This is a genomic window from Streptomyces morookaense (assembly GCF_013030945.1).
Taxonomy (GTDB): Bacteria; Actinomycetota; Actinomycetes; order Streptomycetales; family Streptomycetaceae; genus Streptomyces; species Streptomyces morookaensis.
The window spans coordinates 158,958-183,679 of the sequence record NZ_JABBXF010000002.1 but is presented as its reverse complement, the minus strand read 5'-3'; the positions used below and the strand labels follow the sequence as shown (position 1 = coordinate 183,679).

The window sequence follows — 24,722 nt, the reverse complement described above, 5'->3', positions numbered from 1 at the left end:
GAGGTCGCCCAGGCCGGCGATGTCGGTGTACTGGTCCCAGCCGCGGCCGACGCGGACGCGGTCGCCCAGGGTGTTGTCCGCGCGGGTCTGGTAGAGCCACAGGACACCGGACTTGTCCCGGGCCAGAAGGTCCGGCGCGCCGGAACCGGTGAGGTCGCCGGGGGACAGGAGGCGGTCGTAGATGTTCCAGCCGGGACCGATCGTCTGCTTGGGCTCGACGCCGTCCTTGTAGAAGAGCAACTCACCGTCGAAGCCGCGGAGATACTGCCCGTCGGGGCGGCCGTCCTGGTCCTTGTCGACCTGGACGGCGGCGGAGACACCCTCCCAGTGGGCGCCGGACCAGTCCCGGTCCTTGAAGTTGCCGCTGCGGTTGGGAACGTAGTCCCAGCGCCAGCCGATGTCATCGATCGCGCGCAGCGGGAAGGACGGGGTGCTGGCGCTGGCGGAGTAGGTCGTCGCCTGCGGCGCGGCCTGCGGAATGCTGGCTTCCGCGGCCTTCGGGGCCGGGTCGGTGGCGGGGGCGGCGGCAGCGGTACCGGCAGTGGTGCCGATCAGTGCGGCGGCTATCGCCGCGGTGACGAAACGGGACAGGGTGCGAGCACCCTTACGGCCGGAGATGGTGGCCACGAAGTTCCCCCCAAGGAAACGAAAGTGACACAGCAACCCTTCTGGGGTGGCTGCGATGTGTTCTGATCATTCCATAGGATCCCCACATTTCCCCCTGCTTTTCGGACAGCCGGCCTCCATCAACGCGCAGAGGCCGCACCCCGTATCCGGGGGTGCGGCCCCTGTGCGTTGATGGTCAGTCTCAGAACATCAGGCGGTACTGGTCCCAACCGCCGCCGATGCGGGTGCGGTTCTCGAACGGGTCGCGCTGGTTGCCGTTGCCCTTGTAGAGCCACATGACGCCGTCGCGGTCGCGGGCGAGCATGTCGCTCTGGCCGTCGCCGTCGACGTCACCGGTGGCGATCAGCGTGTTGTAGGTGTTCCAGCCCTGGCCGACCTTGACGCGGTTGTCGAAGGGGTCCTTGGTGCTGCCGTTGCCCTTGTAGAACCAGAGGACGCCCTGGCGGTCCTTGGCGACGATGTCGGGCTTGCCGTCACCGTTGAGGTCGCCCAGGCCGGCGATGTCGGTGAACTGGTCCCAGCCGCCGCCGACGCGGACGCGGTCGGTCAGGGTGTTGTCCGAGCGGACCTTGTAGCGCCACAGGACGCCGGACTTGTCGCGGGCCAGAACGTCCGCCCCGTCGGCGCCGCCGAGGTCGCCGGGGGAGAAGATGCGGTCGTAGGTGTTCCAGCCGGGGCCGATCGTCTGCTTGGGCTCGTCGCCGCCCGCGTAGAAGAGCAGTTCGCCGTTGAAGCCGCGGATGTACTGCCCGTCGGCGACGCCGTCCTGGTCCTTGTCGACCTGGAAAGCGGCGGAGACGCCGGTCCAGCCGGTACCGGAGAACCACCGGTCGTCGAAGTTGCCGCGGCCGTTGGGGGTGTACTCCCACAGGAACCCGATGTCGTCGACCGCCTGCAGCGCGAAGGACGGGGTGGCGGCGCCGGCGGAGTAGGCGGTTGCCCGCGGAGCCGCCTGCGGAGCACCGGATTCCGCGGCCTTCGCGGCGGTCGGATCGGTGGCAGGGGCAGCGGAAGCGGTCCCGGCTGCGGTGCCGATCAGTGCCGCGGCGATCGCTGCGGTGACGGCACGCGACAGGATGCGTCCGCGCTTGCGGCCAGGAAGGTGAGCCACGTAAGACTCCATCGAATCGAAGGTCAAGGTGCGATGCCCCCGCCGAAGCGAAGGTTCATCGCGCAATCATCAGGATCTTTTCACATTCTCTTTACCTGTCAAATTCGATTACTTGACTTTGGCGCTCAGGGCTCCGGCCGGGCGGGAACTCGTGTAAGCGCCTCTTCGCGACCGTCGTGGTATTGGCTCGGGGCGGACATGCGCGAAGTCCTGCGGTGGTGTGCAGATCGGATGGCTTGTAGGGGCGATGCCCTTGCAAGGGATCCGTATGCCAGGCGTTTGCAGTGATCCGCGGGTGACGGACCGACAAGTTCCCGGCTTTTCGCTGTACATGGGTCGTGTTCGGATCAGGAATTGCGGCGCACCGTCGACTTTCGATGCCCACCGGCTCCCTTGGTCGTGACCGGGACGGCGGGCACGGACCCTACGGGGAGCCGTCAGCCGGCCGCGCTCGATGTCGGGTGACGGGGCTTCATCCTCGACCTCGCTCGTCTGCAGCTCTGTCGACCGGTCGCCATGCCTGCGTATGTATCGGCGCATCTCGGTGCAACACCGACACCTGTCCCCTAGGTGTGGAAAGCCGTCCTCAATAGGGCAGTTGGAGGTAAACTTATGCCGAGCATATCTCATTCCCGGAGCTTGACTGTTCCCTGGTGAACCTTTGAAACTTCGCCTCGACCACCCCTGCACACATGGGACATGCGGGGCGCTAGAGGGGCTACTGAGAACAGAATGCACAAGATCGACAACACCTCCGCTCCCAAGCGGAAGGCCGTCAAGCGCGGCATCGTGACCACCGTCGCGCTGGCCGCCGTCACAGGCGTCGTCGCGCCGATCGCCGTCGTCTCCACCCCGTCCGTGGCCGTGGCCGCGACCGGCATCGCGACGAACGAGCAGCAGCGGGTCGACGCGCTGGCCGTCGTCAAGGCCGAGCCGAGCCAGGACGTCCTGCTCCTCAGCGACCGCGACTTCGTCCACGCCCTGTGGCAGAAGGCCCGGGACGCGGGCGAGAAGCTGGAATCGGTGCGCCTGGCCGCCGAAGAGGCGATCATCGGCAACTCCGACGACGCCTACGTGCAGTTCATCGTCAAGGGCGTCCACGCAGCCTATGAGGTCGACAAGGCGCGGGAGAAGGACCGTGCCGACGCCGACCGCCTCGCCCGGGAGGCCAAGTCGAAGGCACTGATCGTGGTGGGCATCGCCAACAGCCCCGACCTGCTGGACCTCAGCGACGACAACTTCATCCGCGCGATCATGAAGCACCAGGCCGCCGGGCCCGAGGTCCAGGCCGCCGCCGCCCGTGCCCTGGGGGGCGATGCCACCGCCTGGCGCGAGTTCATCGCCAATGGTGCGCGCGAGGCCCACCAGCGCGACGTGGCCAACGAGCTCAAGGAACTGGAGGAGAAGAACCGCGAGGAGGCCGAGCGCCGCAAGGAGCTCGCCGCCCGCAAGGGCGCCGCCGCCCTCTTCGGCATCACGCCGACCGAGGCCCAGCTCAGCATGAGCGACGACAACTTCATCCGCGAGCTGCTGCGCGGCGGGGGTGCCGAGCAGAACCCCGAGCTCTACGCGGCGGCCCAGCGCGCGCTGAACTCCGGCGCGGCGGACTGGAAGAAGTTCCTCCACACCGGGGCCGAGGAGGCCTACAAGCTCGACGACAAGAACCGTCGCGACAAGCTCGCCAAGGCCAACAAGCTCCTCGCTCAGCAGATCGTGACCGCAGCCGCCAACGCCGGCATGAACCCCAACCTCGTTGCTGCGGGGAGGAAGGCGATCGACGCCGACGACAACGAGGCGATCGCCAACTTCCTCAAGGAAGACACCCGGTACCGCCTGAAGCGGCAGTCCATCCAGCCGGCCAACATGAACGGCTGGTACATCCGCCAGTCCGGTGTGGACGGCGGCGAGACCTTCGTCGCCCCCGGTGACGCCAAACGCAAGCAGACCGACCGCGAGGACGCCACCTGGGTCGTCGTGCCCGCCCTCGCCAAGAACGCCGCGGTCCAGTGCTACTCCTTCGAGTCCGCACGCAAGCCTGGTCACTACCTGGCACAGAAGGATCTCCGGGTGAAGATGCTCGCCGACGACGGCAGCGACGCCTTCCGCAAGGACGCCACCTGGTGCTCCCGTACCAACGCGTTCGGTGCCGGTGGCGTGTCCTTCGAGTCGGCGAGCCAGTCCGGCCGCTGGCTGCGCCACTTCCAGGGCGACCTCTACGCGGCCGACAAGAACGGCAAGAACCGCTTCGACGCCGCCGACGGCTTCGCCCAGAACGCCTCCTGGAAGATCGCCGCCCCGCTCGCCCGCTGACCGGCCTCCTGCCGAGCACCCCTCTGATCAGAACGGAACCACCCACCATGTCTCGGATCGTCCGAGCTGCCCTGGCCACTACCGCCTGCGCCGCCGCCCTGGCCGGCACCGCCGTCGTCCCCGCCCACGCCGCCGACGCCGCCCCCTCCACCGTGAAGTTGCAGGCTGCGGCCAGCGGTAAGTGCCTCACCATCGCCAACGGCACTTTCCGCAACGGCGGCAACGTCGTGCAGAACACGTGCGCCGACGACCTCGAGAACCAGGTCTTCGACCTGATCCCCGACGGCCCGGCCACGTTCCGGCTGCGTGCCCAGCACAGCGGCAAGTGCGTCGAGGTCGAGGACCGCGACACCAAGGCGGGCGCCAACGTCCAGCAGTGGTGGTGCGTCGACGCACCGCAGCAGCGCTGGCGCGTGATGCTCACGGACGTTGCGCAGGACCTGTACGAACTGCGCCCGTCGCACGCTCTCGACCGCTGCCTGGACGTCAAGTCGTCCAGCCGTGAGGACGGCGCGAACGTGCAGTCGTGGGGCTGCAACGACACCGTCGCACAGCGCTGGCGGATCCTGCCCGCCAAGGCCTGACACCCCCACCCCTCGACCAAGAAACGGATTCTTGCACCATGTCTCGGACCATCCGAGCGGCCCTGGCCATTGCCGGCAGCCTCGCCTTCCTGACCGCCGGCGCGACGACCGCGTACGCCGACGAGCCCTCGGCTGCTGACGCCGCCGCTGCCGCTGACGCCGCCGGGGGCGCCGATCTCGCCCGCCCCGCGCAGACGACCGTCCAGCTCCAGGTGGCCCACAGCGGCAAGTGCCTGGAAATCAACAACGGTGCTGCCGACAACGGCCTGCAGGCGCAGCAGTGGACCTGCTACGACACCGTCGCCGCCCAGAAGTGGCGCGTCATCTCCGCAGGCGACTCCGCCTTCCAGCTGCAGAACGTCGCCAGCGGCAAGTGCCTCGAAGTGGAGAACAGCGGCACCGACGCCGGTGCCAAGGCCCAGCAGTGGTCGTGCTTCGGCGGCAAGAACACGCGCTGGCAGTTCGTCCTCGTCGACTACGCCAAGAAGCTCTACCAGGTGCGCCCGACGCACGTCGCCGACCGCTGCCTGGACATCGACCACGGCAAGACGGAGAACGCTGCGAAGGCCCAGCAGTGGACCTGCAACCGGAGTGATGCACAGCTCTGGAAGGTCCTGCCGGTCAAGTGACCTCTCGGCCCCGCCTCTTGGGGCGCGGCACATACCCCGCCGGGGACGGCGCGTCTGAGCACGGTGCCGTCCCCGGCGTGGGGCAAGGCAAGGAAGTTCATGCGTTTGAGAGGTCAAGAGTGAATCGTCAGTGGTGGGTTGCGCAGGCGCTGACGGCCGGCGTGCTGGTAGGCGGAATTGCTGTCGCGGGTGTGGCTCCGGCGTGGGCGGACGCCCCGGTGGCAGCCGTTGCCTCGGCTGATCAGTCGGTCGATCAGCTGGCGTCGTTGCGGTCGGCGGCGGCGCAGGACGCGCGGAACCGGGTCCGCTACTACGCGCTGAACCACCCGGCCGCCGAGGTCCGGACGTCGGCGTGGAACGCCCTGCGCCATGTCCGGGGCGACGAGGCGATCGCGGAGTGGCTGGCACCGGGGGGCGGTTTCGACTACGCCAAGAAGCGGGCGAAGGACACGCGGTCGAGCAACAAGGCGTTCATCGAGCGGGTCATCCGCACGCACCCCATGTCGTACTCCCCGCAGGTGCGCACTGCGGCTGAGCGTGCACTGAAGGGCAGCGCCGCGGAACAGGCCGCGTTCGTGAAGACCGGGTACGCCCAGGCGCAGGAGCGCGACCGAGCGACGCGGGAACAAGACGCCCAGCACAAGCTGGAAATCTCCGCCAGGGAACGCGAGTTCGTGCAGTCGCGTGCGGAGCTCGATCCGGGTGAGCAGGTACGGGTGGCGGCGCAGTGGGCGCTGCGGGCCGGTGCCACGGACGTGGACGTCGAGGAGTTCTACGGCTACGGCTGGGCGACCGGCGGTGTGTTGGACCTGGAGGCGTACCGGACCCGGATCGCGGATGCGGACGTGGTGCGGCACTACACGCTGACCCGTCTGATCAACGAGGCCGCCGAGGCCGAGAAGGCGCTGCAGGGCGCATCCGATGCGGCGAAGGCGCGGGCCGAGGCGGAGAAGGCGTGGAAGGCGGTGGCCGATCACGCTGCCGCTGCGGAACTCGCCTGGCGGGCCGAGCAGGCCGCCGCCAAGGCGCAGGCGGAGAACTGGGCGGACATCGCCAAGGCCGCCAAGGACAACGCGGACGGGATCTGGAAGAACATCGCCGACCCGGCCGCGGTCAATCAGAACTCCTGGGCCGACGAACAGCAGAACGCAGCCGACGCGGCCACGTTCTGGAAGGACGCGTTCACCAAGGCCCAGGACGGCGAGAACCGCGTCAAGGGCTGAGACCGAGCCCTTCACCGCGGACTTCGCCGGACCTGCCCCTGCTCGCTCATAGGGCAGGGGCATTTTTCTATTCATTTGTAGGGGGTTTCTTCCCGTGATGGGCAGATTCCGGCCAAAGGCCGGAAGAATACGCCGCAATGGCGTCGGCGTAGCAAGAAAGGCAGTGACCACGGCAGTGGTCGCAGCGCTGCTCGGCGGTGTGACGGGGCCCGCTGCGGCGGCCACTGCCACGACGGCCGCTGCGCAGCAGGCGCAGGCGCCCAAGTTCGCCGAGGCGATGGCGGCACTGGACAGCCTGGCCGCTGCACTGCCGAAGTCGTCCGCCGCTCCGGCACCTGCCGGGCAATCCGAGCTGGACAAGCTCAGTGCGGAGCGCGACCGGGCGCTGGTCGAGGACTTCGCGGAGTTCGACGAGGAGCCGGAGGTCCAGGAAGCCGCGAAGAAAGCGCTGGAGAGCAGCGACCCGAACGCGATCCGCGAGTTCCTGGAGCATGGCGAGGCCGAGGCCCGTAAGCGGGCCAAGGACAAGAAGAACGCCACCGATACCGAGAACCGCCGCAAGATCGAGGCGATGCGCGGCACCGGCGGGCCGAACTTCAACGCCGAGGTCGAGCGCGTCCTGAAGGGGGATGCCACCGACCGCGCCAACTTCCTGGAGTTCGGTGCAGAACTCGCCAAGCAGCGCGACCAGAAGGCCGAGAAGGACGCCAAGGACCGCGCCGCGGAGCTGCGCAAGCGCGTGGAGATGCTGGCCGCTTCGGGCGGCCCGGAGGTGCAGAAGGCGGCCAAGACCGCTCTGGCCTCCAATGACGACAAGGTGATCGCGGAGTTCCTGGAGAAGGGCTACCAGGTCGCCGCGCAGAAGGACGCCGACGATCGGGCCGCGCACGAGAAGGCGCAGAAGGAGGCCCAGGAGGCGGCGGAGAAGCTGCGCGAGCTGGCCGAGAAGGCCAAGCGCGCAGCCGAGGCGCGGACGAAGCTGATCGGGTACCACGGTGACGCGGTGAAGGCGCTCAAGGGTGCCTCCAATGCGATGACTTCGGCGGCGTCCGCGTCGCGTGAGGCCGACCGCATGCTGTCGGCCGACCGTGCCGGCAAGACCCTGTCGTCCTACGACCAGGTCAAGACCGAGGTCGCCCGCCAGGTCGGATACGCCCGCGACTTCGCCAAGTCCGCCCAGGTCGCCGCCGCACAGGCCAAGGTCCAGGCCGATGTCCTGGTCGAGACGGGCCTGACGTACGGCACGCAGTGGTCCGAGGTCGCCTCCGGCCTCGCCGCTGCTGCGGACGCTGCTGCGAAGGCGAGCGAGACGGCCCAGCACGCGGTGGACGCCACCGAGGCCGACGCCAAGGGCCTGAACGCCAAGAACCAGGCCGAACTGCACGAGCAGCAGGCCAAGTTGTGGCGTGCCAACGCCGAGGAGCACGCCAAGGCCGCGGCGAAGCTGGCCGAGGCTGCCGACAAGCAGGCCAAGATCGCCGCTGATGCGGCGGAGCGGACCCGGAAGGCCCGCATCGAGGCCGAGCAGGCCGAGAAAGAGGCCTGGGAGCACGCCAAGAAGGCCCGCGAGGCGCGGCTTGAGGCTCAGCGTCAGGCCCAGATTGCTGCTGAGCAGCGCAAGATTGCGGAGCGCGAGCGCGATCTTGCCGCTGCGGCGCGGGAACGTGCGGAGCACGAGCGGGATGTTGCGGCTGCGGCACGTGCGCGTGCGGAGGCAGAGGCACGTACGGCTACGGCTGCGCGTGCGGAGGCGCAGGCGGCTGCGGCTACTGCGGCTTCGTCGCGGGCGCATGCCGAGGAGATGGAGGGGGCGGCTGCCAAGGCGGACGAGAACGCCCGCGGCGAGGAGAACAAGGCGCGCGACGCGCGCAACGCGGCGTTCGAGGCCAAGCAGAACGAACAGGCCGAAGCGGCTCGGGCCAAGGCCACTGAGGCGATGGAGGCCGGTTCCCGGGGCACCAAGTACTCAGTTGAGGCTCAGGCTGCTGCTGCATCGGCGCGCTTGGATGCTCAGAATGCCTCGACTGCGGCGAGTCAGGCCCAGAGCGCTGCTGACACGGCGAGTGGTGCTGCAGTTCGTGCCCGCTCCGCGGCCACTGAGGCTGCGGGTGCGGCTGCCCGAGCTCGCGCTGCGGCAGCCGAGGCCACCGCGCACGCTGCTCGTGCCAATGCTGCGGCAAACGCCGCGGAGGCTGCTGCCGCTGCTGCCAACGCTGCGGCGAACCGGGCCGAGGCCGAGTACCGGGCCACCCAGGCTGCTGCCCAGCGTGCCAACCAGAAGGCTGCTGAGGCCACGGCTCAGGAAGCCCGTGCCGGTATCGCCGCCCACGAGGCCGCCCGCCTCGCTGGGCAGGCCGCTGCCGAGGCGAACCTGTCCCTTCAAGCAGCCAACCGCACCAAGGAAGAGGCCGAAGGCGCAGTCCGCGAAGCCGCAATGGCCAAGCTCCAGGCCGGCATCGCCGTCCAGGCCGCCGGTGCTGCCCGGACGACCGCGGCCGGTATCGCCGACCCGGCCAACACCGCGATTCAGCTGACTGCCCCGTTCTCCGGCTCCGACGTTGACGCGGACTTCGCTGCGGAAGTCGCCCAGGCCGCCGAGAAGATGGGCCAGGAGCAGGTCGCCGCTGCTGAGGCCAAAGCTGCTGAGGCTGTCAAGGCCGCCGATGATGCTGAGACCGCTGCGAAGCGTGCCAACGCTCAGGTCGCTCCGGCCTTCAAGGCGGCTGCCGACGCAGCCCGTTCCTCGGCCAATGCTGCTCGCTCGGCCGCCGCTGCCATGAAGTCCGCCGCCCAGGCCGCCGAGGACGGCGCCAAGGCCCGCGCGGCTGCTGCCAGTGCCAACAAGGCCGAGGCTCAGGCTCGGGAAGACGCCCAGCTCGCCCGCCAAGCCGCCAACCAGGCCGCCGCCGACGCTGCTGCGGCACGCCAGGCTGCCAACGAGGCCGAAGCCGAAGCTGCCCGCGCCCGCGGTGCCGCTGCTGAAGCCGAGCAGCATGCCGTAGCCGCCAGCGGTGCAGCCGACCTGGCCGAGCGCGAGGCGAGTGTGGCTCAGGGCGCGGCCACGCAGGCCAAGGAGGATGCGGACGCAGCCGGCAAGCTGGCCGAATCGGCCGAGAGCCACGCCAAGTCGGCCCAGGAAGCAGCAAATAACGCTCTGGAGTATGCCAAGCAGGCTGACGCGGCAGCAACGAAGGCCGAAGAGGAGCAGCGGAAGAGAGACAAAGAGGCTCAAGAAAACGCCGCAAATTCCGAAAAGACTAACGTCCCCGACCTCAGCGACGCGGACCTGAAGCTGATCGAGCAGGCCGGGATATCGCGGGAGGATTTCGATAAGGCGCGAGCGCTTCTCGGTAAGGACTTTGCCGACTTCCTGTTGGAACTTGGTGGTGATATCCTCAAGTCGTACTTCGATTTCGACAATATCAAGAAGTGTATCAGTGAGGGCAACGCCAAGGCTTGCTTCTGGGGATTGGTGAACAACCTCCCCTGGGGTAAGGCCCTCAAGGCGATTGAGGATTTTCCCCTGATCGTCAAGGCCATCAAGCGACTTGCCGGACTCGGTAAGAAGCTCGAAGAGGCAGCTGAAGCGAAGAAGCTCGTAAAGACGACGGAGAAGATCCTCGAGACGGTCGTTCTGTGCCGTAAAAAGCCCGGCAATAGCTTTACTCCGGAAACCCCAGTCTTGATGGCTGATGGGTCGCCTAAGCCGATCAAGGAAGTCAGGGTCGGGCAGCGTGTTATGGCCACGAACCCTGACAGCGGCAGGACCGAGGAACGGCCTGTGACCGACGTGATCGTCGGTGAGGGGCAGAAGGATCTTGTTGAGATCACCGTGGACACCGACGGCAATGGCGGGAACGCCGCCGGTACGCTGACGGCCACTGCGGGGCACCCGTTCTGGGAGGACAAGCGGCACCGCTGGATCAACGCCGAGGACCTCCGGGCGGGCGACCGACTCCGCACACCTCAGGGTGATTTGAAGGAAATCTCCAACGTTCGCGCCTGGACGGAGGCGCGCAAGGTCTACAACCTCGCGGTCGACGACTTCCATACGTACTATGTGCTGGCGGGCGCCACGCCGATCCTGGTGCACAATTCTCTCGACCCCTGCGACTACACCGTTCCAAGTGTTCAGGACCTCGACGCTACATTTGCACGAATGGGGTTCGCTGACCGAAATGCTTTTGGTCAGGCGGCGTGGGGCGGGCGTAGCCTCGCAGATGCGACCAAACTCAAGAACGCCGAGCAGGTTGCAAAAATGAAGGAGATCGGCATGACTCGTAGCGATGCCCAGTACTGGCGAAACTTCTATCAGAATATTCACAACAAGTCAGTGGCAAAGTTCCCCGACAATCCGGAAAAGGTCAACCCGAGCGCCGGATCGAGGGCGGAGCTGTTCCAGTACTACATGGATCACCTCGGGGAGTGACTATGCGATTCGTCATCCGTGCAGACCGGAGCATTACAGTTGCATTCGAGCCGACCGCAGCCGAGTACGCACTGGAGCCAGACAAGCACATCATCGTCGAATGGTTCGGGGGAGGGGATGACGGCATGGTGTCCGTGGAAGCCGAGGATTTCGTAGTGGCTGCCCCGAGCGGCGGATACAGCAGGGCGTGGGATTCCGATGGCGTGGAGATCTACATCGGTCCTGAATCAGGACCGGATGCGCGCTGATCCCAGCGTTAGTGGATGACGCGCCTGCTTAGTGCTGCTTCATGAAGTGCGGATGCCCCGTCAGGCAAGTCCTGGCGGGGCGTCATGCTGCCCGGAGCAAGAATTTCGCCAGCACCGCAGCGACGACGTGGGCACTAATCGAGCCCCGATACTCCGCCGAACCTGCTCAGGCCCTCCCCCGCCCCGCCAGCAACTCCACCTCCGCCAACGTCCCCGCACCCCCCACCACCCGCACCCGATACCGCCCGTACGCCCCCGCCCGGCTCACCCCGAACACCCGCGTCTGTCGGCCCCAGCTGAACGACTCGCCGTCCCGCCGGTCCACCTCCGCCCACGTCTCCCCGTCGTCCGCCGAGCCCTCCAGGACCCAACTCCGCGGGGCCCGGCCCCGGTCCGCGCCCGATGTCAGGGTGTACGACGTCACCGCACCCGCGCCCTCCGTCACTTCCAGCTCCGCCGTCTCGAACGTCGCCTCCGTGCGCGACGAGTTGTCCGTCAGCGGCGAGCTCCCCGGCACCGTCACATCCACCGCCGGCGACGGCACCCGGTCGGCCTCCCGCGTGATCGACGTGGGTCCGGCATCCGGCCCCGAGCCCCACTTCGACGGCCTCGGGCCCATCGTGAACTCCAGCGTGCCGCCCGCCGCCACCACCGCATGCGGCAGCGCCGTCGAGTTCCACGGCTTGCCGTTCACCTTCACACCTTGCACGTACACATTCCGGGCGCTGTTGCCCGGCGCGCGCACCACCCACTCCTTGCCGTTCTCCAGATGCACCGTCGCCTTCTTGAACAGCGGTGAACCGATCGCGTACTCGCCCTCGCCCATCACCAGCGGGTAGAAGCCCAGCGCGCTGAACACGTACCACGCCGACATCTCGCCGTTGTCCTCGTCACCCGGGTATCCCTGGCCGATTTCGCCGCCCAGGTACAAGCGCGACAGCACATCCCGCACCTTCGCCTGTGTCTTCCACGGTCGGCCCGCCGCGTCGTACAGGTACGCAATATGGTGCGAGGGCTGATTGCTGTGGCCGTACATGCCCATGCGGACGTCCCGGGCCTCCGTCATCTCGTGGATGACGCCCCCGTACGAGCCCGCGAATTCCGGGGCGCCCGTCTCGGGAGTCGTGAAGAACTCGTCGAGTTTCCGGGACAGTCCGTCCCTGCCCCCGTACAGCGCCGCCAGGCCCCTCGTGTCCTGGACCGCCGGGAAGGCGAAGTTCCAGCCGTTCGTCTCCGTGTAGTCGTAGCCCCACACCCGCGGGTCGTACTCCTCCGGCGGCAGGCGCCATTCGCCCTGCTCGTCCTTGCCCTGGAAGAAGCCGGTGCGGTGGTCGAAGAGATGGACGTAGCCCAGTGCGCGGTTGAGGAAATACTTCGACTCCTCGCGATACCGTTCCTTGCGCGTCTTCTTGTACAGCGCCTCGCCCATCTTCGCCAGGCCGAAGTCGTTCAAGTAGCCCTCCACCGACCACGACACGCCCTCCGGCGTCTTCGTGCTCGTGTAGCCCAGGAAGGGGGACGTGTCCATTCCCTTGCGGCCCACTCCCGGGTTGTCCGGCGCCACCGTCGCGTTCTTCAGCGCCGCTTCGTACGCGGCCTCCGCGTCCAACCCGACACCCTTCACGTACACGTCCGCAAAGGCCACGTCCGAGCTCGTGCCCGTCATCAGGTCCGCGTAGCCGGGGGACGACCAGCGGGAGATCCAACCGCCGTCCTTGTACTGCTGGATGAAGCCATTGGCCATCTTCGCCGCCTGCCCCGGCGTGAACAGTGCATACGCCGGCCATGCCGTGCGGTACGTGTCCCAGAAGCCGTTGTTGACGTACACCTCGCCATCGACGATCTTCGCGCCCGTCCGGGTCGGGGTGTTCTCCCCGGCCGGCGGAGAGAACGGGCTCGCATAGCGCGGCACCGGGCGAGCCGCCGTTCCCGTGTTCTCGGAACCCGAGTTGGGATAGAGGTACAGGCGGTACAGGTTCGAATACAGCGTCGTCAGCTGGTCCTCGGTCGCGCCCTCCACCTCGATCCGGCCGAGCAGCGCGTCCCACGCCGCCCGCGCGCGGTCCCGCACGCCCTCGAACGTCGAGCCCTCCGGGATCTCCTGGGCGAGGTTGGACTTCGCCTGGTCGATGCCGATGAGGGATGTCGCGATGCGCAGATTCACTGTGCGGGCACGGAAGCGGAAGTAGCCCGCCACACCCCTCGCGTCCCCGCCCCCGCTCGCCGTCACCGGTGCGTCGAAGACCCCGTACACGAACATCCGTCCCGCGCCCGTCGACAGGCCGCTCTTCACGTCCGTCCAGGCGGTGAAGGACCCGTGCTCCGGGTCCAGGGTCAGGCCGCCCTCACGACGGACGTTGTCGAGGACGACGGACGCGTCCGCCCCCGGGAACGTGAAGCGCATCATCGCCGCGTGGTCGGCCGGGGCGATTTCCGCCCTCAGGCCGTTGTCGAACGTGACGCCGTAGTAGTGCGGGCGTGCAGTTTCGTGTTCGTGGCGGAAGGGCAGGGCGCGCGCCTTTCGCGCAGGATCCGGGACGCCGCTCGCCGTCGACGGCATCACCTGGAACGTCTGCCGGTCACCCATCCATGGGCTCGGCTCGTGGCTCGCGCTGAACGCCTGGATCGTCGGCAGGTTGTCGTCGTTGTTCGCGGCCGCGTACTGGTACAGCCAGTCCGTCGAACCGGCGTTGGTCACCGGGGTCCAGAAGGTGAAGCCGTGCGGGACCGCGGTCGCGGGGAAGGTGTTGCCGCGGGAGAAGTTGGAGCTGGAGTTGGTGCCGCGTGTGGTGACGGCGCGGTCCGCCGGGTGGGCCGGCGGGTGCTCCTGGGGAGCCGGTGCGATCGAGACGTCGTCGATCCAGCCGCGGAACTTCGCCGGGCCGACGGGGGAGTCGTACGCCACCAGGATGCGGGCGACGGTCTTGCCCGCGGCGACCTCGCCGATCCGGGACTCCTTGTTGTTCCACTGGTTCACGTACAGCGTCTTCGACTCCGCCTGCCCCTGCGGGGTCAGCGGCGCGCCGTGCTGGTCGACGGCGCCCAGGCGGCTGAGATACGTGCCGTCCGTGAAAGCCAGGTCGAGCGCGACGTGGGTGGCCGGATAACGCGGGTCGCGCTCGGGCATCGCGGGGAAGACCTTGTAGGCGAGCACGGTCTGCGGCGTGACCTCGGTGTGCACGGCGAAGACCTTGTTGTACGAGTACGCGTGGCCGGTCGCCAGATGGGTGCCGCCGTAGCGCAGGGCGTGGGTGCCGGTGAAGCCCGCGTGGGCCTTGGCGGTGGGCGAGCCGGTGGGGCCGCGGTCGATGTGGCTGCGCATCTCGGGGGGCGGGGGCGGGCCGGGGTCGGCGGTGGCGATCTGGACCTCGGCGAGCTGGATGATGCTGTCACCGTTGTTGCGGGTTATCTCCAGGCGGTACTGGCGGTACGGGTGGTCCGACTCGAAGCCGAACTCCTTTGTCTGCTGGCGGCGTTCGAAGGTCTCGTCCTCGCGGGTGTCCAGGGTGGTCCAGGACTTGCCGTCGTCCGAGCCGAGAAACGTCCAGTCCCGCGGGTCGCGCGCCGGGGCGTCGTTCGCCGAGGTCAGCGCATAGCGCACGGCGGGCACGGGTTCGGACAGCTGGAACTCCAGCCACGCCGTGCGGGCGAAGACCAGCCATTTGGTGGCGCTCTCGCCGTCGACCAGGTTCTCCTTGACCTCACCGGCCTCGGTGTTCTCGCCGCTCGCGCGGACGGCGGTGACCTTGCCGGTGACGTTGCCGGGAATGCCGCTGGTGTCGCTGCCGTCGACGCCGGCGGCGAGCTTGCGGCCGTCGGGCCCCGTCTCGACCGTATTGAGCCAGTCGGGCTGCGGCTCGCCCGGCTCGAAGGAGGAGGAGAAGCGATCCTGTGCGGTCTGTGCGGTCTGTCCGGTCCCTTCGGCCCCTCCGTCCCGTCCGGCCTGTCCCGCTCCGGCGGTGCGCCCGGCGGATACCGCCACGGCGTTGCTCCCGGCCAACTGAGGGGTAGTCATCAACAGGGCCGTCGCGAGGAGGACCGCGAGGGCGGCCCACTGCCTGCGCCCGGGACGGAGTCCGAGTCTGTGTCGCATCCCTCGCCTCTCCACGCATCCGACAACGTTGTCAACCCGTATCGCGCAGTGATAAGTAGGGCGTGAGACGTCAGTGGTGTCAAGAGTCCCGCGAGGGGGTGTCGTCGGGGCGGACCAGGTGCTGACGAGGTCTCAACTCGGGAAAGACTGACGGCCGAAGCGGTCTTCGATCTTGCCCAGTTGATCGGAGTGGACTATACCTGTCCGCGCACCATCGGCACGCACCGAACACGTGCCGAGCACGTACCCAGCACGCCACGCACCAATGCTTCAACTGACCCGCGGTGTCGGGCCCTTCGTACGGCGAGTCCTCGACGGCGAATCGGCAAGGGGAGACCGGTGCACCGCCTGAGTCCTGTGGGAGAGCGAGGACTTGCGCATGGGAACCACCCCGGAATTCAGCCGGCGTGATCTGATCAAACGGGCCGCCGCGGCCGGACTGTTCGCGGTTCCGGCGATGAGTGCGCTGAGCGCCTGCGCGAGCGGCGGCGGCAGCGACGACAATCACGTGGACAAGGGGAAGAAGAGCGCCAAGAACCCCCTGGCCGTCAATGAGACCGCGCCGCTCGACGTCGTCATCTTCAACGGCGGCTTCGGCGACCAGTACGCCAAGGACGCCGAGGCGGAGTACAAGGCCGCTTTTCCCAAGGCCCAGGTCAAGCATTCCGCCACGCAGGACATCCAGACCGAACTGCAGCCCCGGTTCAACGGCGGCGCCCCGCCGGACCTCATCGACAACTCCGGTGCCAAGCAGATGGACATGGGCACGCTCGTCGGAAAGCAGCAGCTGACCGACCTCAACTCCCTGCTGGACGCACCCTCCTTCGACGACCCCGCCAAGAAGGTGCGCGACACCCTGCGTCCGGGCGTCGTGGAGATGGGGAAGTTCGAGGGCGACGAGACCTGGATCCTCTACTACGCCTACACGGTGTACGGCGTCTGGTACTCCAGGACCAATCTGCAGAAGCTCGACGCCCAGTACCCCGAGACCTGGGACGACATGCTCAAGGTCTGCGAGGCGGCGAAGAAGAAGGGCATCGCCGGCTGGACGTACGCCGGAAAGTACCCGTACTACCTGCCCTTCAGCCTCTACCCGTTCATCGCCAAGATCGGCGGCGTCGAGGTGCTGAACCGTATCGACAACCTGGAGCCGAACGCCTGGAAGGACCCGGCCGTCAAGGCCGCCTTCGACGCGTACTACGAGCTCTACAGGAAGGGCTACATCCTCCAGGGCACGCCCGGCCTCACCCATATCGAGTCCCAGACCGCCTGGAACGAGGGCAAGGCGCTGTTCATCCCCAATGGTTCGTGGGTGGAGAACGAGTCGAAGAAGACCACGCCCAAGGACTTCCAGATGGCCGTCGGGGCCCCGTCCAGCCTCGACAAGAACGACAAGATGCCGTTCGGCACCCTGTGGGCCGCGGGCGGCGAACCGTTCATCGTGCCGAAGAACGCCAAGAACCCGCAGGGCGGCATGGAGTTGCTGCGGGTGATGCTCGGCAAGAAGTCCTCGCAGAACTTCGTCCAGAAGGTGTCCTCCCTCACCTCGTTCAACGGCGGCACCGAGGGGATCACGCTTCCGCCGGGGCTCGCCTCCTCCCAGGAGGCCCTCGCCAAGGCCGGGAAGAACGTCGTCAACCCCCGGATCCAGGACTGGTACGTGGCCCTGCAGAAGGAGAAGATCGGGGTGGGGGCGCTCGGCGAGATGATGGCGGGCCGGCTGACCCCGGACGAGGCGATCACGAAGATCCAGCGCTACGCGGACGAGACGGCCAAGGACGACTCCGTCAAGAAGTACAAGCACAAGTAGGCGCTTGAGCACACACGCGGATCGGGGTCGGAGGGCATGCAGCACGGCAAGTACCGCTTCATCGCGGGGTTTCTGGTCCTGCCCCTGGCGATCTACGGGATCTTTGTGATCTCGCCGTTCGTCCAGGCCATCTACTACTCCTTCACGGACTGGACGGGCCTGAGCCCCGACTTCGCGGTGACGGGCTTCAAGAACTACCAACGGCTGTGGCACGACGAGGTGTTCTGGAAGGCCGTGGGACACAACGTCCTCCTGCTGCTGATCCTGCCGGTGGTGACGCTCGGCCTCGGCCTGTTCTTCGCCTTCATGCTCAACGTCGGCGGCCGCCGCAGGAAGAACGCGGCGGTGGCCGGCGTGCGCGGCTCCGGTTTCTACAAGGTCGTGTACTTCTTTCCCCAGGTGCTCTCGATCGCGATCGTCGCCCTGCTCTTCCAGTTCGGCTACAACCCCAACAGCGGTGCCCTCAACTCCCTGCTCCGGGCGGTCGGTCTGGGATCCGTCCACCCGGAATGGCTGGGTGATCCGCGGCTCGCGCTGTGGTGCGTGATGGCGGTGATGGTCTGGAGCAACGTCGGCTTCTACGTCGTGCTGTTCTCGGCCGGCATGAGTTCCATCCCGAAGGACTTCTACGAGGCAGCCCTGCTCGACGGCGCCAACCGCCTCCAGACCTTCTTCCGCATCACGCTGCCGCTGCTGTGGGACACGGTGCAGACCGGCTGGGTCTACATGGGCATCATGGCGCTCGACGGCTTCGCGGTCGTACAGATCATGACCGTGGGGCCGGGCGGGCCCGACTATTCCACGGAAGTGCTGTCCTTCTACCTCTACACGAAGGCGTTCCGTGACGGACAGGCCGGATACGCCACCACGCTCGGGGTGGCGCTGCTCATCGTCACCCTTCTCTTCGCGGGCATCGTGATGAAGCTCGGCCGGCGCGAACGACTGGAGTACTGATGCCCGTACGCGATTCCCGACGGACCGAGCCGCAGCAGGCGGGCGGCAGCGAGGGGCGGGTGCTCAACGTCTTCTCGCACGGGGTCCTCGTGCTGTGGGGTCTGATGGTGACGCTGCCGCTGCTGTGGGCGGTGATGAGCGCCTTCAAGACCGACAACGAGATCTTCACCTCGCCGTGGGCGCTGCCGGGGCGACTGCACTTCGACGCGTGGGGGCGGGCGTGGTCCCAGGCGCACATGAGCCAGTACTTCCTCAATTCGCTGATCGTCGTGGCGGGTTCGCTGTTCGGGACGATGCTGCTGGGGGCGATGGCGGCCTATGTGCTGGCCCGTTTCGAGTTCCCCGGCAACCGGCTGATCTATTTCCTCTTCGTCGGCGGGATGAGCTTTCCCGTCATCCTGGCGCTGGTGCCGCTGTTCTTCGTGATGAAGAACATGCAGCTGCTGAACACCTATCCCGGGCTGATCCTGGTCTACATCGCCTACTCGCTGCCGTTCACGATCTTCTTCCTCAGCGGCTTCTTCCGGACGCTGCCGACGTCGGTGGCGGAGGCGGCGATGATCGACGGGGCGTCGCACACCCGGACCTTCTTCCAGGTGATGCTGCCGATGGCCCGGCCGGGGCTGATCAGCGTCGGCATCTTCAACTTCCTGGGCCAGTGGAACCAGTACCTGCTGCCCACGGTGCTCAACGTCGGCGACGAGAACCGCAAGCTGCTGCCGCAGGGACTGGTGGCCCTCGCCGTGAACCAGGGCTACCGGGGCGACTGGTCGGGGCTGTTCGCGGGGCTGGTGATGGCGATGCTGCCGGTGCTCGCCGCGTACATCGTCTTCCAGCGGCAGGTACAGGCGGGGCTGACGGCGGGTGCGCTGAAGTGAGCAGTGCGAAGCAGCCACCCCTGACTGCATAAATTCGCCATGCCTCTACCCCTGTGGGTGACTGTGCGCTCCGCGTTCCTGCAGGCAGACTCCTTGTCCTGCAGAGGGAGGGGCTCCACAGGGGGAGGGGGAACGCCATGGGAGGGAAACCGCCACCGACCATCCGCCAGAGGCGGCTGGGCGCCGAACTGCGCCGGCTGCGCGAGGCGGCCGGCATGTCGGGGGAGGACGCCGCAGCGGCACTGGAGTGCGGGCAGGCGAAGATCAGCCGGATCGAGACGGGGGCGAACGGCATCCGGCCGTTCGAGCTCCGCGGCCTGCTGAAGGTCTACGGGGTCACGGACCGGGAGCTGGTCGAGTCGCTCGTGGAGATGGCGAAGGAGGGGCGTCGGCAGGGCTGGTGGAACCAGTACGCGAAGACCTTCCCCGGCATCGTGGACCTGGCGCACCTGGAGTCCACCGCCGTGCGCATCCGCACCTGGCAGACCGTTCTCGTCCCCGGCCTGCTCCAGGTGCCGGGCTATATGCGCGCCCTGTTCCGGCGCGGCCGGCGCGCGTACACCGAGGCCCAGGTCGAGCAGTGCGTGGAGGCCCGGACGGCCCGGCAGCAGATCTTCGAGAAGGCCGATCCGCCGGAGTACCGGGCCGTGCTCTACGAGGCGGTGCTGCGCTCGTGCGTGGGCGGGGAGACGGTGATGCGGCGGCAGCTGGAGCACATCGCCGGACTGGCGGAGAGCGGGCGGGTCTCGGTGCGGGTCGTGCCGTTCGGCAGCGGGGCGCACGGGGGGCTGGACGGGTCGTTCGTGCTCTACGGCGCGGCGTGCCCGGGGATGGATGTCGTCCTCATGGACGGGCTGGCCGGGACCACCCACCTCGACCAGGACGAGGAGGTCCAGCGGTACCGGGGCGTCTTCGACGGCCTCACCACTCTTGCGCTGGATCCGGCGAGGTCGCTGGAGATGATCCGGCAGCACGCGGTGCGGCCGTAGGGCGGTTCTTCGGGTGCGGGGCCGCTGTGGCTGGTCGCGCCCACGCGGCGGAGCCGCATGGTGCAGCAGTCCCGCGCCCGTTACGGGGCGCGGCGCCCCCGTACGATAAGGGGTCGGCTGTTTCCGGACCTTGACGCAAGTCGGGCCGGAGGGCTGAGCTTAGAGTTCAGATGTTGGAGAAACGGCTTGGGAGTGGATAGGCGTGGAAACTCCGGGTTCGCAGTCGTCGCTGCACCGGGCCAACCTGGAGCGGGTCGTACGCGCGGTCCGTATGGCGGGGTCGCTCACCCAGGCCGAGATCGCCCGTACCACGGGCCTGTCCGCCGCCACGGTCTCCAACATCGTCCGGGAACTGAAGGACAGCGGCACGGTCGAGGTGACGCCCACCTCCTCCGGCGGGCGGCGGGCCCGCAGCGTCTCGCTCTCCGGTGACTCCGGGATCGTCGTCGGTGTCGATTTCGGCCACACCCACCTCCGCGTCGCCGTCGGCAACCTCGCCCATCGGGTCCTGGCCGAGGAGGCCGAGCCGCTGGACGTGGACGCCTCGGCGGAGCAGGGCCTGGACCGGGCCGAGCAGCTGGTCAGGCGGCTGATCGCGGCCGCGGGGATCAGCCCGCGCAAGATCGTCGGGGTGGGTCTCGGGGTCCCGGGGCCGATCGACGTGGAGTCCGGGGTGCTGGGCTCGACCGCGATCCTGCCGGGCTGGGTCGGCACCAACCCCCGGGAGAACCTCGCGGCCCGGCTCGGCGTCCCCGTCCACGTCGACAACGATGCCAACCTCGGCGCCCTCGGCGAACTCGTATGGGGCGCCGGCCGCGGGGCCACGGACCTGGCCTACATCAAGGTCGCCAGCGGCGTGGGCGCCGGACTGGTGATCAACGGGCGGATCTACCGGGGCCCGGGCGGCACCGCCGGGGAGATCGGGCACATCACGCTGGACGAGTCCGGGCCGGTGTGCCGCTGCGGCAACCGCGGCTGTCTGGAGACGTTCGCCGCCGCCCGGCATGTGCTGCCGCTGCTCCATTCGGCGCACGGCACCGACCTGACCGTGGTGCGCATGGTCGAGCTCGCCCGCGCGGGCGACCCCGGCTGCCGGCGCGTGATCGGGGACGTCGGGCGGCACATCGGCAGCGCCGTGGCGAGCCTGTGCAATCTGCTCAACCCCAGCCGGGTGGTGCTCGGCGGGGAGCTCGCGGAGGCCGGCGAGCTGGTGCTCGGGCCCATCCGCGAGTCGGTCTCGCGGTACGCGATCCCCAGCGCGGCACGGCAGTTGGAGGTCGTGCCGGGGGCGCTGGGCGGCCGTTCCGAGGTGCTCGGCGCGCTGGCGCTGGTGCTCAGCGAGATGGGCGACTCGAGCCTGCTGGAGGAGACCCGTCCGGCGGACGCCCCTGCGCTTGCCTGACGGGCGCCGCGGTGGTCCGATGGCTCTGACCGTCCTGCGGTTCCACCCCTGGCTTCGCCCCTGATTCCGAGTGCTTTGAGTTCACAGAGGTAACGAATGGCATCGTTGCCATGTCGTTAAGACGCTACTTCTTGACGCTCTTTGGGCTGCGCAGAAGACTTCCAGCCACCTCGGCCGCGACGACGCGGCCTCGTCAGGGAGGTATCTGCACGTGAACACGCATCTGCGCCGTGCCGTCGTGGCCATGGCGGCGCTCTCCATGGCGGCGGGGCTCGCGGCCTGCGGCAAGGCCAAGGAAGCAGGCGGCGGCCCCACGAAGGAGAAGAAGGGCGCGCTGACGATCGGGCTGTTGCTGCCGGAGAATCAGACCGCCCGTTACGAGCGTTTCGACAAGCCCCTGATCGAGAAGAAACTCAAGGAGCTCGCGGGTACCGACACCACGATTCTCTACGAGAACGCCAAGCAGGATGCGTCGGTTCAGCAGCAGCAGGTCGACACGATGATCACGAAGAAGGTCGATGCGCTGATCCTGGACGCGGTGGACGCGAAGTCGATAGCGAGCTCGGTCAAGAAGGCCAAGGACAAGGGCATCCCGGTCGTGGCCTACGACCGACTGGCCGAGGGCCCGGTGAAGGCCTACACCTCCGTCGACAACGAACGCGTGGGCAGGATCCAGGGCGAGTCCCTGCTCAAGGCGCTGGACGGCAATGCCGCCAAGGGCCAGATCGTCATGATGAACGGCTCCGTCACCGACCCCAACGCCAAGATGTACAAGACCGGTGCGCATTCCGTCCTGGACGGCAAGGTGAAGATCGGCAAGGAGTACGACACCAAGGAGTGGAAGCCGGAGAACGCCAACGAGAACATGAAGGGCGCCATCTCCTCGCTCGGCAAGGAGAATATCGTCGGGGTCTATTCGGCCAACGACGGCATGGCGGGCGGCATCATCACCGCGCTCAAGAGCGCCGGTTTCGACAAGCTCCCTCCGGTCACCGGCCAGGACGCCGAACTCTCCGCTGTCCAGCGAATTCTGACGGGCGAACAGTTCATGAGCGTCTACAAGCCCTACAAGCCCGAGGCCGATGCGGCCGCGGAAATGGCCGTTGCGCTCGCCCGCGGCACCACACTCGGCTCCGTCGCCACTTCCACCGTCAACAGCGGTTCGCAGAAGAAGATCCCCGCCATCATCGTCACGCCCTTCGCCCTGACCAAGGACGACATCAAGCAGTACGTCGGCAAGGAGGGCTTCTTCACCCTGAACGAGATCTGCACCGCCAAGTACCAGGCGGACTGCGACAAGGCCGGCCTGAAGTAGCCCGCGCGGCAAAGGGAGTTGATTCATATGCCTGCTGCGCCCGTGCTGGCGTTGCGCGGGATCTCCAAGCGGTTCGGTGCCGTCCAGGCGCTGAGCGAGGTCGATCTGGAGATCCGTGCCGGCGAGGTGGTCGCCCTGGTGGGCGACAACGGGGCCGGAAAGTCCACCCTGGTCAAGACGATCGCCGGGGTGGGCCCGGCCGACGAGGGGAAGATCGAGTGGGAGGGCCGGCCCGTCACCGTGGACCGGCCGCACGCGGCCCAGGAACTGGGCATCGCGACCGTCTACCAGGACCTCGCCCTGTGCGACAACCTCGACGTCGTCGGCAACCTCTTCCTCGGCCGGGAGATCCTGCGCGCCGGGGTGCTGGACGAGGTCGAGATGGAGCGCCGCGCCCGTGAGCTGCTGTCCACCCTCTCCATCCGCATCCCCAGCGTGCGCATCCCGGTCGCCTCGCTGTCGGGCGGGCAGCGGCAGACGGTGGCCATCGCCCGCTCCCTCCTCGGCGAGCCCAAGGTCGTCATCCTGGACGAGCCCACCGCCGCCCTCGGCGTCGAGCAGACCGCACAGGTCCTGGACCTGGTGGAGCGGCTGCGCGAACGCGGCCTGGCCGTGATCCTCATCAGCCACAACATGGCCGACGTCAAAGCCGTCGCCGACCGCGTCGCCGTCCTCCGCCTCGGCCGCAACAACGGCACCTTCGAGGTGTGCAGCACCACCCAGGAGGAGATCGTCGCCGCCATCACCGGTGCCACCGACAACGCCGTCACCCGCCGCCGGGCACGCGCTGCGGAAGGGGAGGGGGAGCAATGACCACGGACCTCACACCGGCCGAGGACAACGGCCGTCCGCAGGACGCCCCGCCCGCCGCCGTCACCACCGCCGTCGACCCGCGGCTGCTGGTCCGCCAGGAGGGATTCGCGGGCTACTGGAGCGAGTTCGGGCGCAAGCTGCGCAGCGGTGAACTGGGTTCGCTGCCCGTGGTGGTCGGGCTGATCGTGATCGGCCTGGTCTTCCAGCTGAAGGACTCCGCCTTCCTCGGTGCCGAGAACCTCTCCAACCTCTTCGTCACCGCCGCCGGCACCGGACTGATCGCGGTCGGCATCGTCTTCGTCCTCGTCCTCGGCGAGATCGACCTCTCCGTCGGCTCGGTCAGCGGACTCGCGGCAGCGGTCTTCGCGGTGCTCAACATCAACCACGGCATGCCGGAGTGGCTCGCGCTGGTCGTCGCTGTGCTCTCCGGGACGGTCATCGGTGCCCTGCACGGCTTCTTCTTCGCGCGGATCGGCGTTCCGGCCTTCGTCGTCACCCTGGCCGGACTGCTCGGCTGGAACGGGCTGATGCTCCAGGTGCTCGGCTCCGACGGCACCATCAACCTCGACGACTCGGGCCTGGTCGCCCAGCTGACCAACCACTACTTCACCGACATCTCCGCCGCCTACGGCCTGGCGACGTTGTGCGTGGCGGCGTTCTTCCTGTTCTCGTACCGCGACAGCAGGCGCCGGGAGGCGGCCGGGGTGCCCAGCAGGCCGCTGAGCGAGATCGTGCTGCGCACGGCCGTGCTCGCGGTGCCGGCCTTCGTGGTGGCGTGGCTGTTCAACCAGTACAAGGGCCTGCCGCTGGCCGTGGTGATCTTCCTCGGGGTGGTCGTCGCCTCCGACTTCGTGCTGCGGCGTACCCGTTACGGGCGCACCGTCTACGCCCTGGGCGGCAGTGTGGAGGCCGCCAGGCGTGCGGGCATCAACGTGGCGGCCGTGCGGATCTCGGTGTTCGCGCTGTCCGGCACGATGGCCGCCCTCGGCGGGATGTTCCTGGCCTCGCAGATCAACGCCGCCAACCAGTCCTCCGGCGCGGGCAGTCTGCTGATGAACGCCATCGCCGCGGCCGTCATCGGCGGCACCAGCCTCTTCGGCGGCCGCGGCCGGACCTGGTCGGCGCTGCTGGGCGTCCTCGTCATCCAGTCCATCGCCTCCGGCATGGCGCTGCTCGGCATCGCCTCCGCCGTCCAGTACATGATCACGGGCGCGGTGCTGCTGGCGGCCGTCGTCATCGACTCGCTGTCGCGGAAGACGCAGAAGACGGCGGGGCGCGTGTAGCGCCCCGGCGGGGCGCGGTGGTGG

General features: G+C 68.1%; 16 protein-coding genes and 1 pseudogene. 14 read left to right on the top strand and 3 right to left on the bottom strand.

Annotation, left to right across the window (positions count from 1 at the left end):
* Together HG542_RS01675 and HG542_RS01670 are read right to left on the bottom strand one after the other, a co-directional pair.
* Positions 1-627: pseudogene (locus HG542_RS01675) on the bottom strand (major histocompatibility complex class II alpha chain); the annotation flags it as partial.
* A 181-nt stretch (positions 628-808) separates the two neighbouring features.
* Positions 809-1,738, bottom strand: coding sequence for an FG-GAP repeat domain-containing protein (locus HG542_RS01670; protein ID WP_171078151.1), 930 nt, complete (start codon positions 1,736-1,738; stop codon positions 809-811).
* A gap of 732 nt (positions 1,739-2,470) precedes the next feature.
* On the opposite strand from HG542_RS01670, the gene HG542_RS01665 reads away from it, so the two are divergent.
* From HG542_RS01665 to HG542_RS01640, 6 genes are all read left to right on the top strand, one after another.
* Complete coding sequence (locus HG542_RS01665; protein WP_171078150.1) at positions 2,471-4,048, top strand: AbfB domain-containing protein; 1,578 nt, start codon at positions 2,471-2,473, stop codon at positions 4,046-4,048.
* Positions 4,049-4,095: 47 nt separating this feature from the next.
* On the top strand, positions 4,096-4,632 hold the full coding sequence (locus HG542_RS01660; protein WP_171078149.1) for an RICIN domain-containing protein: 537 nt from the start codon (positions 4,096-4,098) through the stop codon (positions 4,630-4,632).
* Between the two features lie 38 nt (positions 4,633-4,670).
* Entirely contained in the window at positions 4,671-5,261 is a 591-nt protein-coding gene (locus tag HG542_RS01655) for an RICIN domain-containing protein (RefSeq protein ID WP_171078148.1), read from the top strand.
* Between the two features lie 218 nt (positions 5,262-5,479).
* Entirely contained in the window at positions 5,480-6,484 is a 1,005-nt protein-coding gene (locus tag HG542_RS01650) for a hypothetical protein (RefSeq protein WP_229922775.1), read from the top strand.
* 163 nt (positions 6,485-6,647) lie between these two features.
* Positions 6,648-10,913 carry a polymorphic toxin-type HINT domain-containing protein gene (locus HG542_RS01645; RefSeq protein WP_171078147.1) on the top strand — a complete coding sequence of 1,422 codons (4,266 nt, stop codon included), beginning with the start codon at positions 6,648-6,650 and terminating at the stop codon, positions 10,911-10,913.
* A gap of 2 nt (positions 10,914-10,915) precedes the next feature.
* Positions 10,916-11,161: a hypothetical protein gene (locus HG542_RS01640; RefSeq protein WP_171078146.1), complete on the top strand. Its 246-nt coding sequence runs from the start codon at positions 10,916-10,918 to the stop codon at positions 11,159-11,161.
* A 166-nt stretch (positions 11,162-11,327) separates the two neighbouring features.
* Here HG542_RS01640 and HG542_RS01635 read toward each other — a convergent pair whose 3' ends face one another.
* Positions 11,328-15,254, bottom strand: a complete 3,927-nt coding sequence (locus HG542_RS01635) for a GH92 family glycosyl hydrolase (protein ID WP_171078145.1) — start codon at positions 15,252-15,254, stop codon at positions 11,328-11,330.
* 379 nt (positions 15,255-15,633) lie between these two features.
* On the opposite strand from HG542_RS01635, the gene ngcE reads away from it, so the two are divergent.
* The 8 genes from ngcE (at position 15,634) to HG542_RS01595 (ending at position 24,698) form a co-directional block, all read left to right on the top strand.
* Complete coding sequence (gene ngcE / locus HG542_RS01630) at positions 15,634-17,064, top strand: N-acetylglucosamine/diacetylchitobiose ABC transporter substrate-binding protein (protein WP_171078144.1); 1,431 nt, start codon at positions 15,634-15,636, stop codon at positions 17,062-17,064.
* Positions 17,065-17,100: 36 nt separating this feature from the next.
* Positions 17,101-18,018, top strand: a complete 918-nt coding sequence (locus tag HG542_RS01625; RefSeq protein WP_171078143.1) for a carbohydrate ABC transporter permease — start codon at positions 17,101-17,103, stop codon at positions 18,016-18,018.
* Positions 18,018-18,896: a carbohydrate ABC transporter permease gene (locus tag HG542_RS01620; RefSeq protein WP_171078142.1), complete on the top strand. Its 879-nt coding sequence runs from the start codon at positions 18,018-18,020 to the stop codon at positions 18,894-18,896. The genes HG542_RS01625 and HG542_RS01620 overlap by 1 nt, the downstream gene beginning before the upstream one ends.
* Positions 18,897-19,033: 137 nt before the next feature.
* Positions 19,034-19,885, top strand: coding sequence for a helix-turn-helix domain-containing protein (locus HG542_RS01615; protein WP_171078141.1), 852 nt, complete (start codon positions 19,034-19,036; stop codon positions 19,883-19,885).
* Between the two features lie 202 nt (positions 19,886-20,087).
* Positions 20,088-21,287, top strand: a complete 1,200-nt coding sequence (locus HG542_RS01610; RefSeq protein WP_308110645.1) for an ROK family transcriptional regulator — start codon at positions 20,088-20,090, stop codon at positions 21,285-21,287.
* A 211-nt stretch (positions 21,288-21,498) separates the two neighbouring features.
* Positions 21,499-22,602, top strand: coding sequence for a substrate-binding domain-containing protein (locus tag HG542_RS01605; protein WP_171078140.1), 1,104 nt, complete (start codon positions 21,499-21,501; stop codon positions 22,600-22,602).
* 27 nt (positions 22,603-22,629) lie between these two features.
* Positions 22,630-23,415 (top strand): ATP-binding cassette domain-containing protein, encoded by a 786-nt coding sequence (locus HG542_RS01600; protein ID WP_171078139.1) that lies wholly within the window; start codon positions 22,630-22,632, stop codon positions 23,413-23,415.
* A complete protein-coding gene (locus HG542_RS01595) occupies positions 23,412-24,698 on the top strand; it encodes a sugar ABC transporter permease (RefSeq protein ID WP_171078138.1) in 1,287 nt (428 codons plus the stop codon). The genes HG542_RS01600 and HG542_RS01595 overlap by 4 nt, the downstream gene beginning before the upstream one ends.
* Positions 24,699-24,722: the final 24 nt, after the last annotated feature.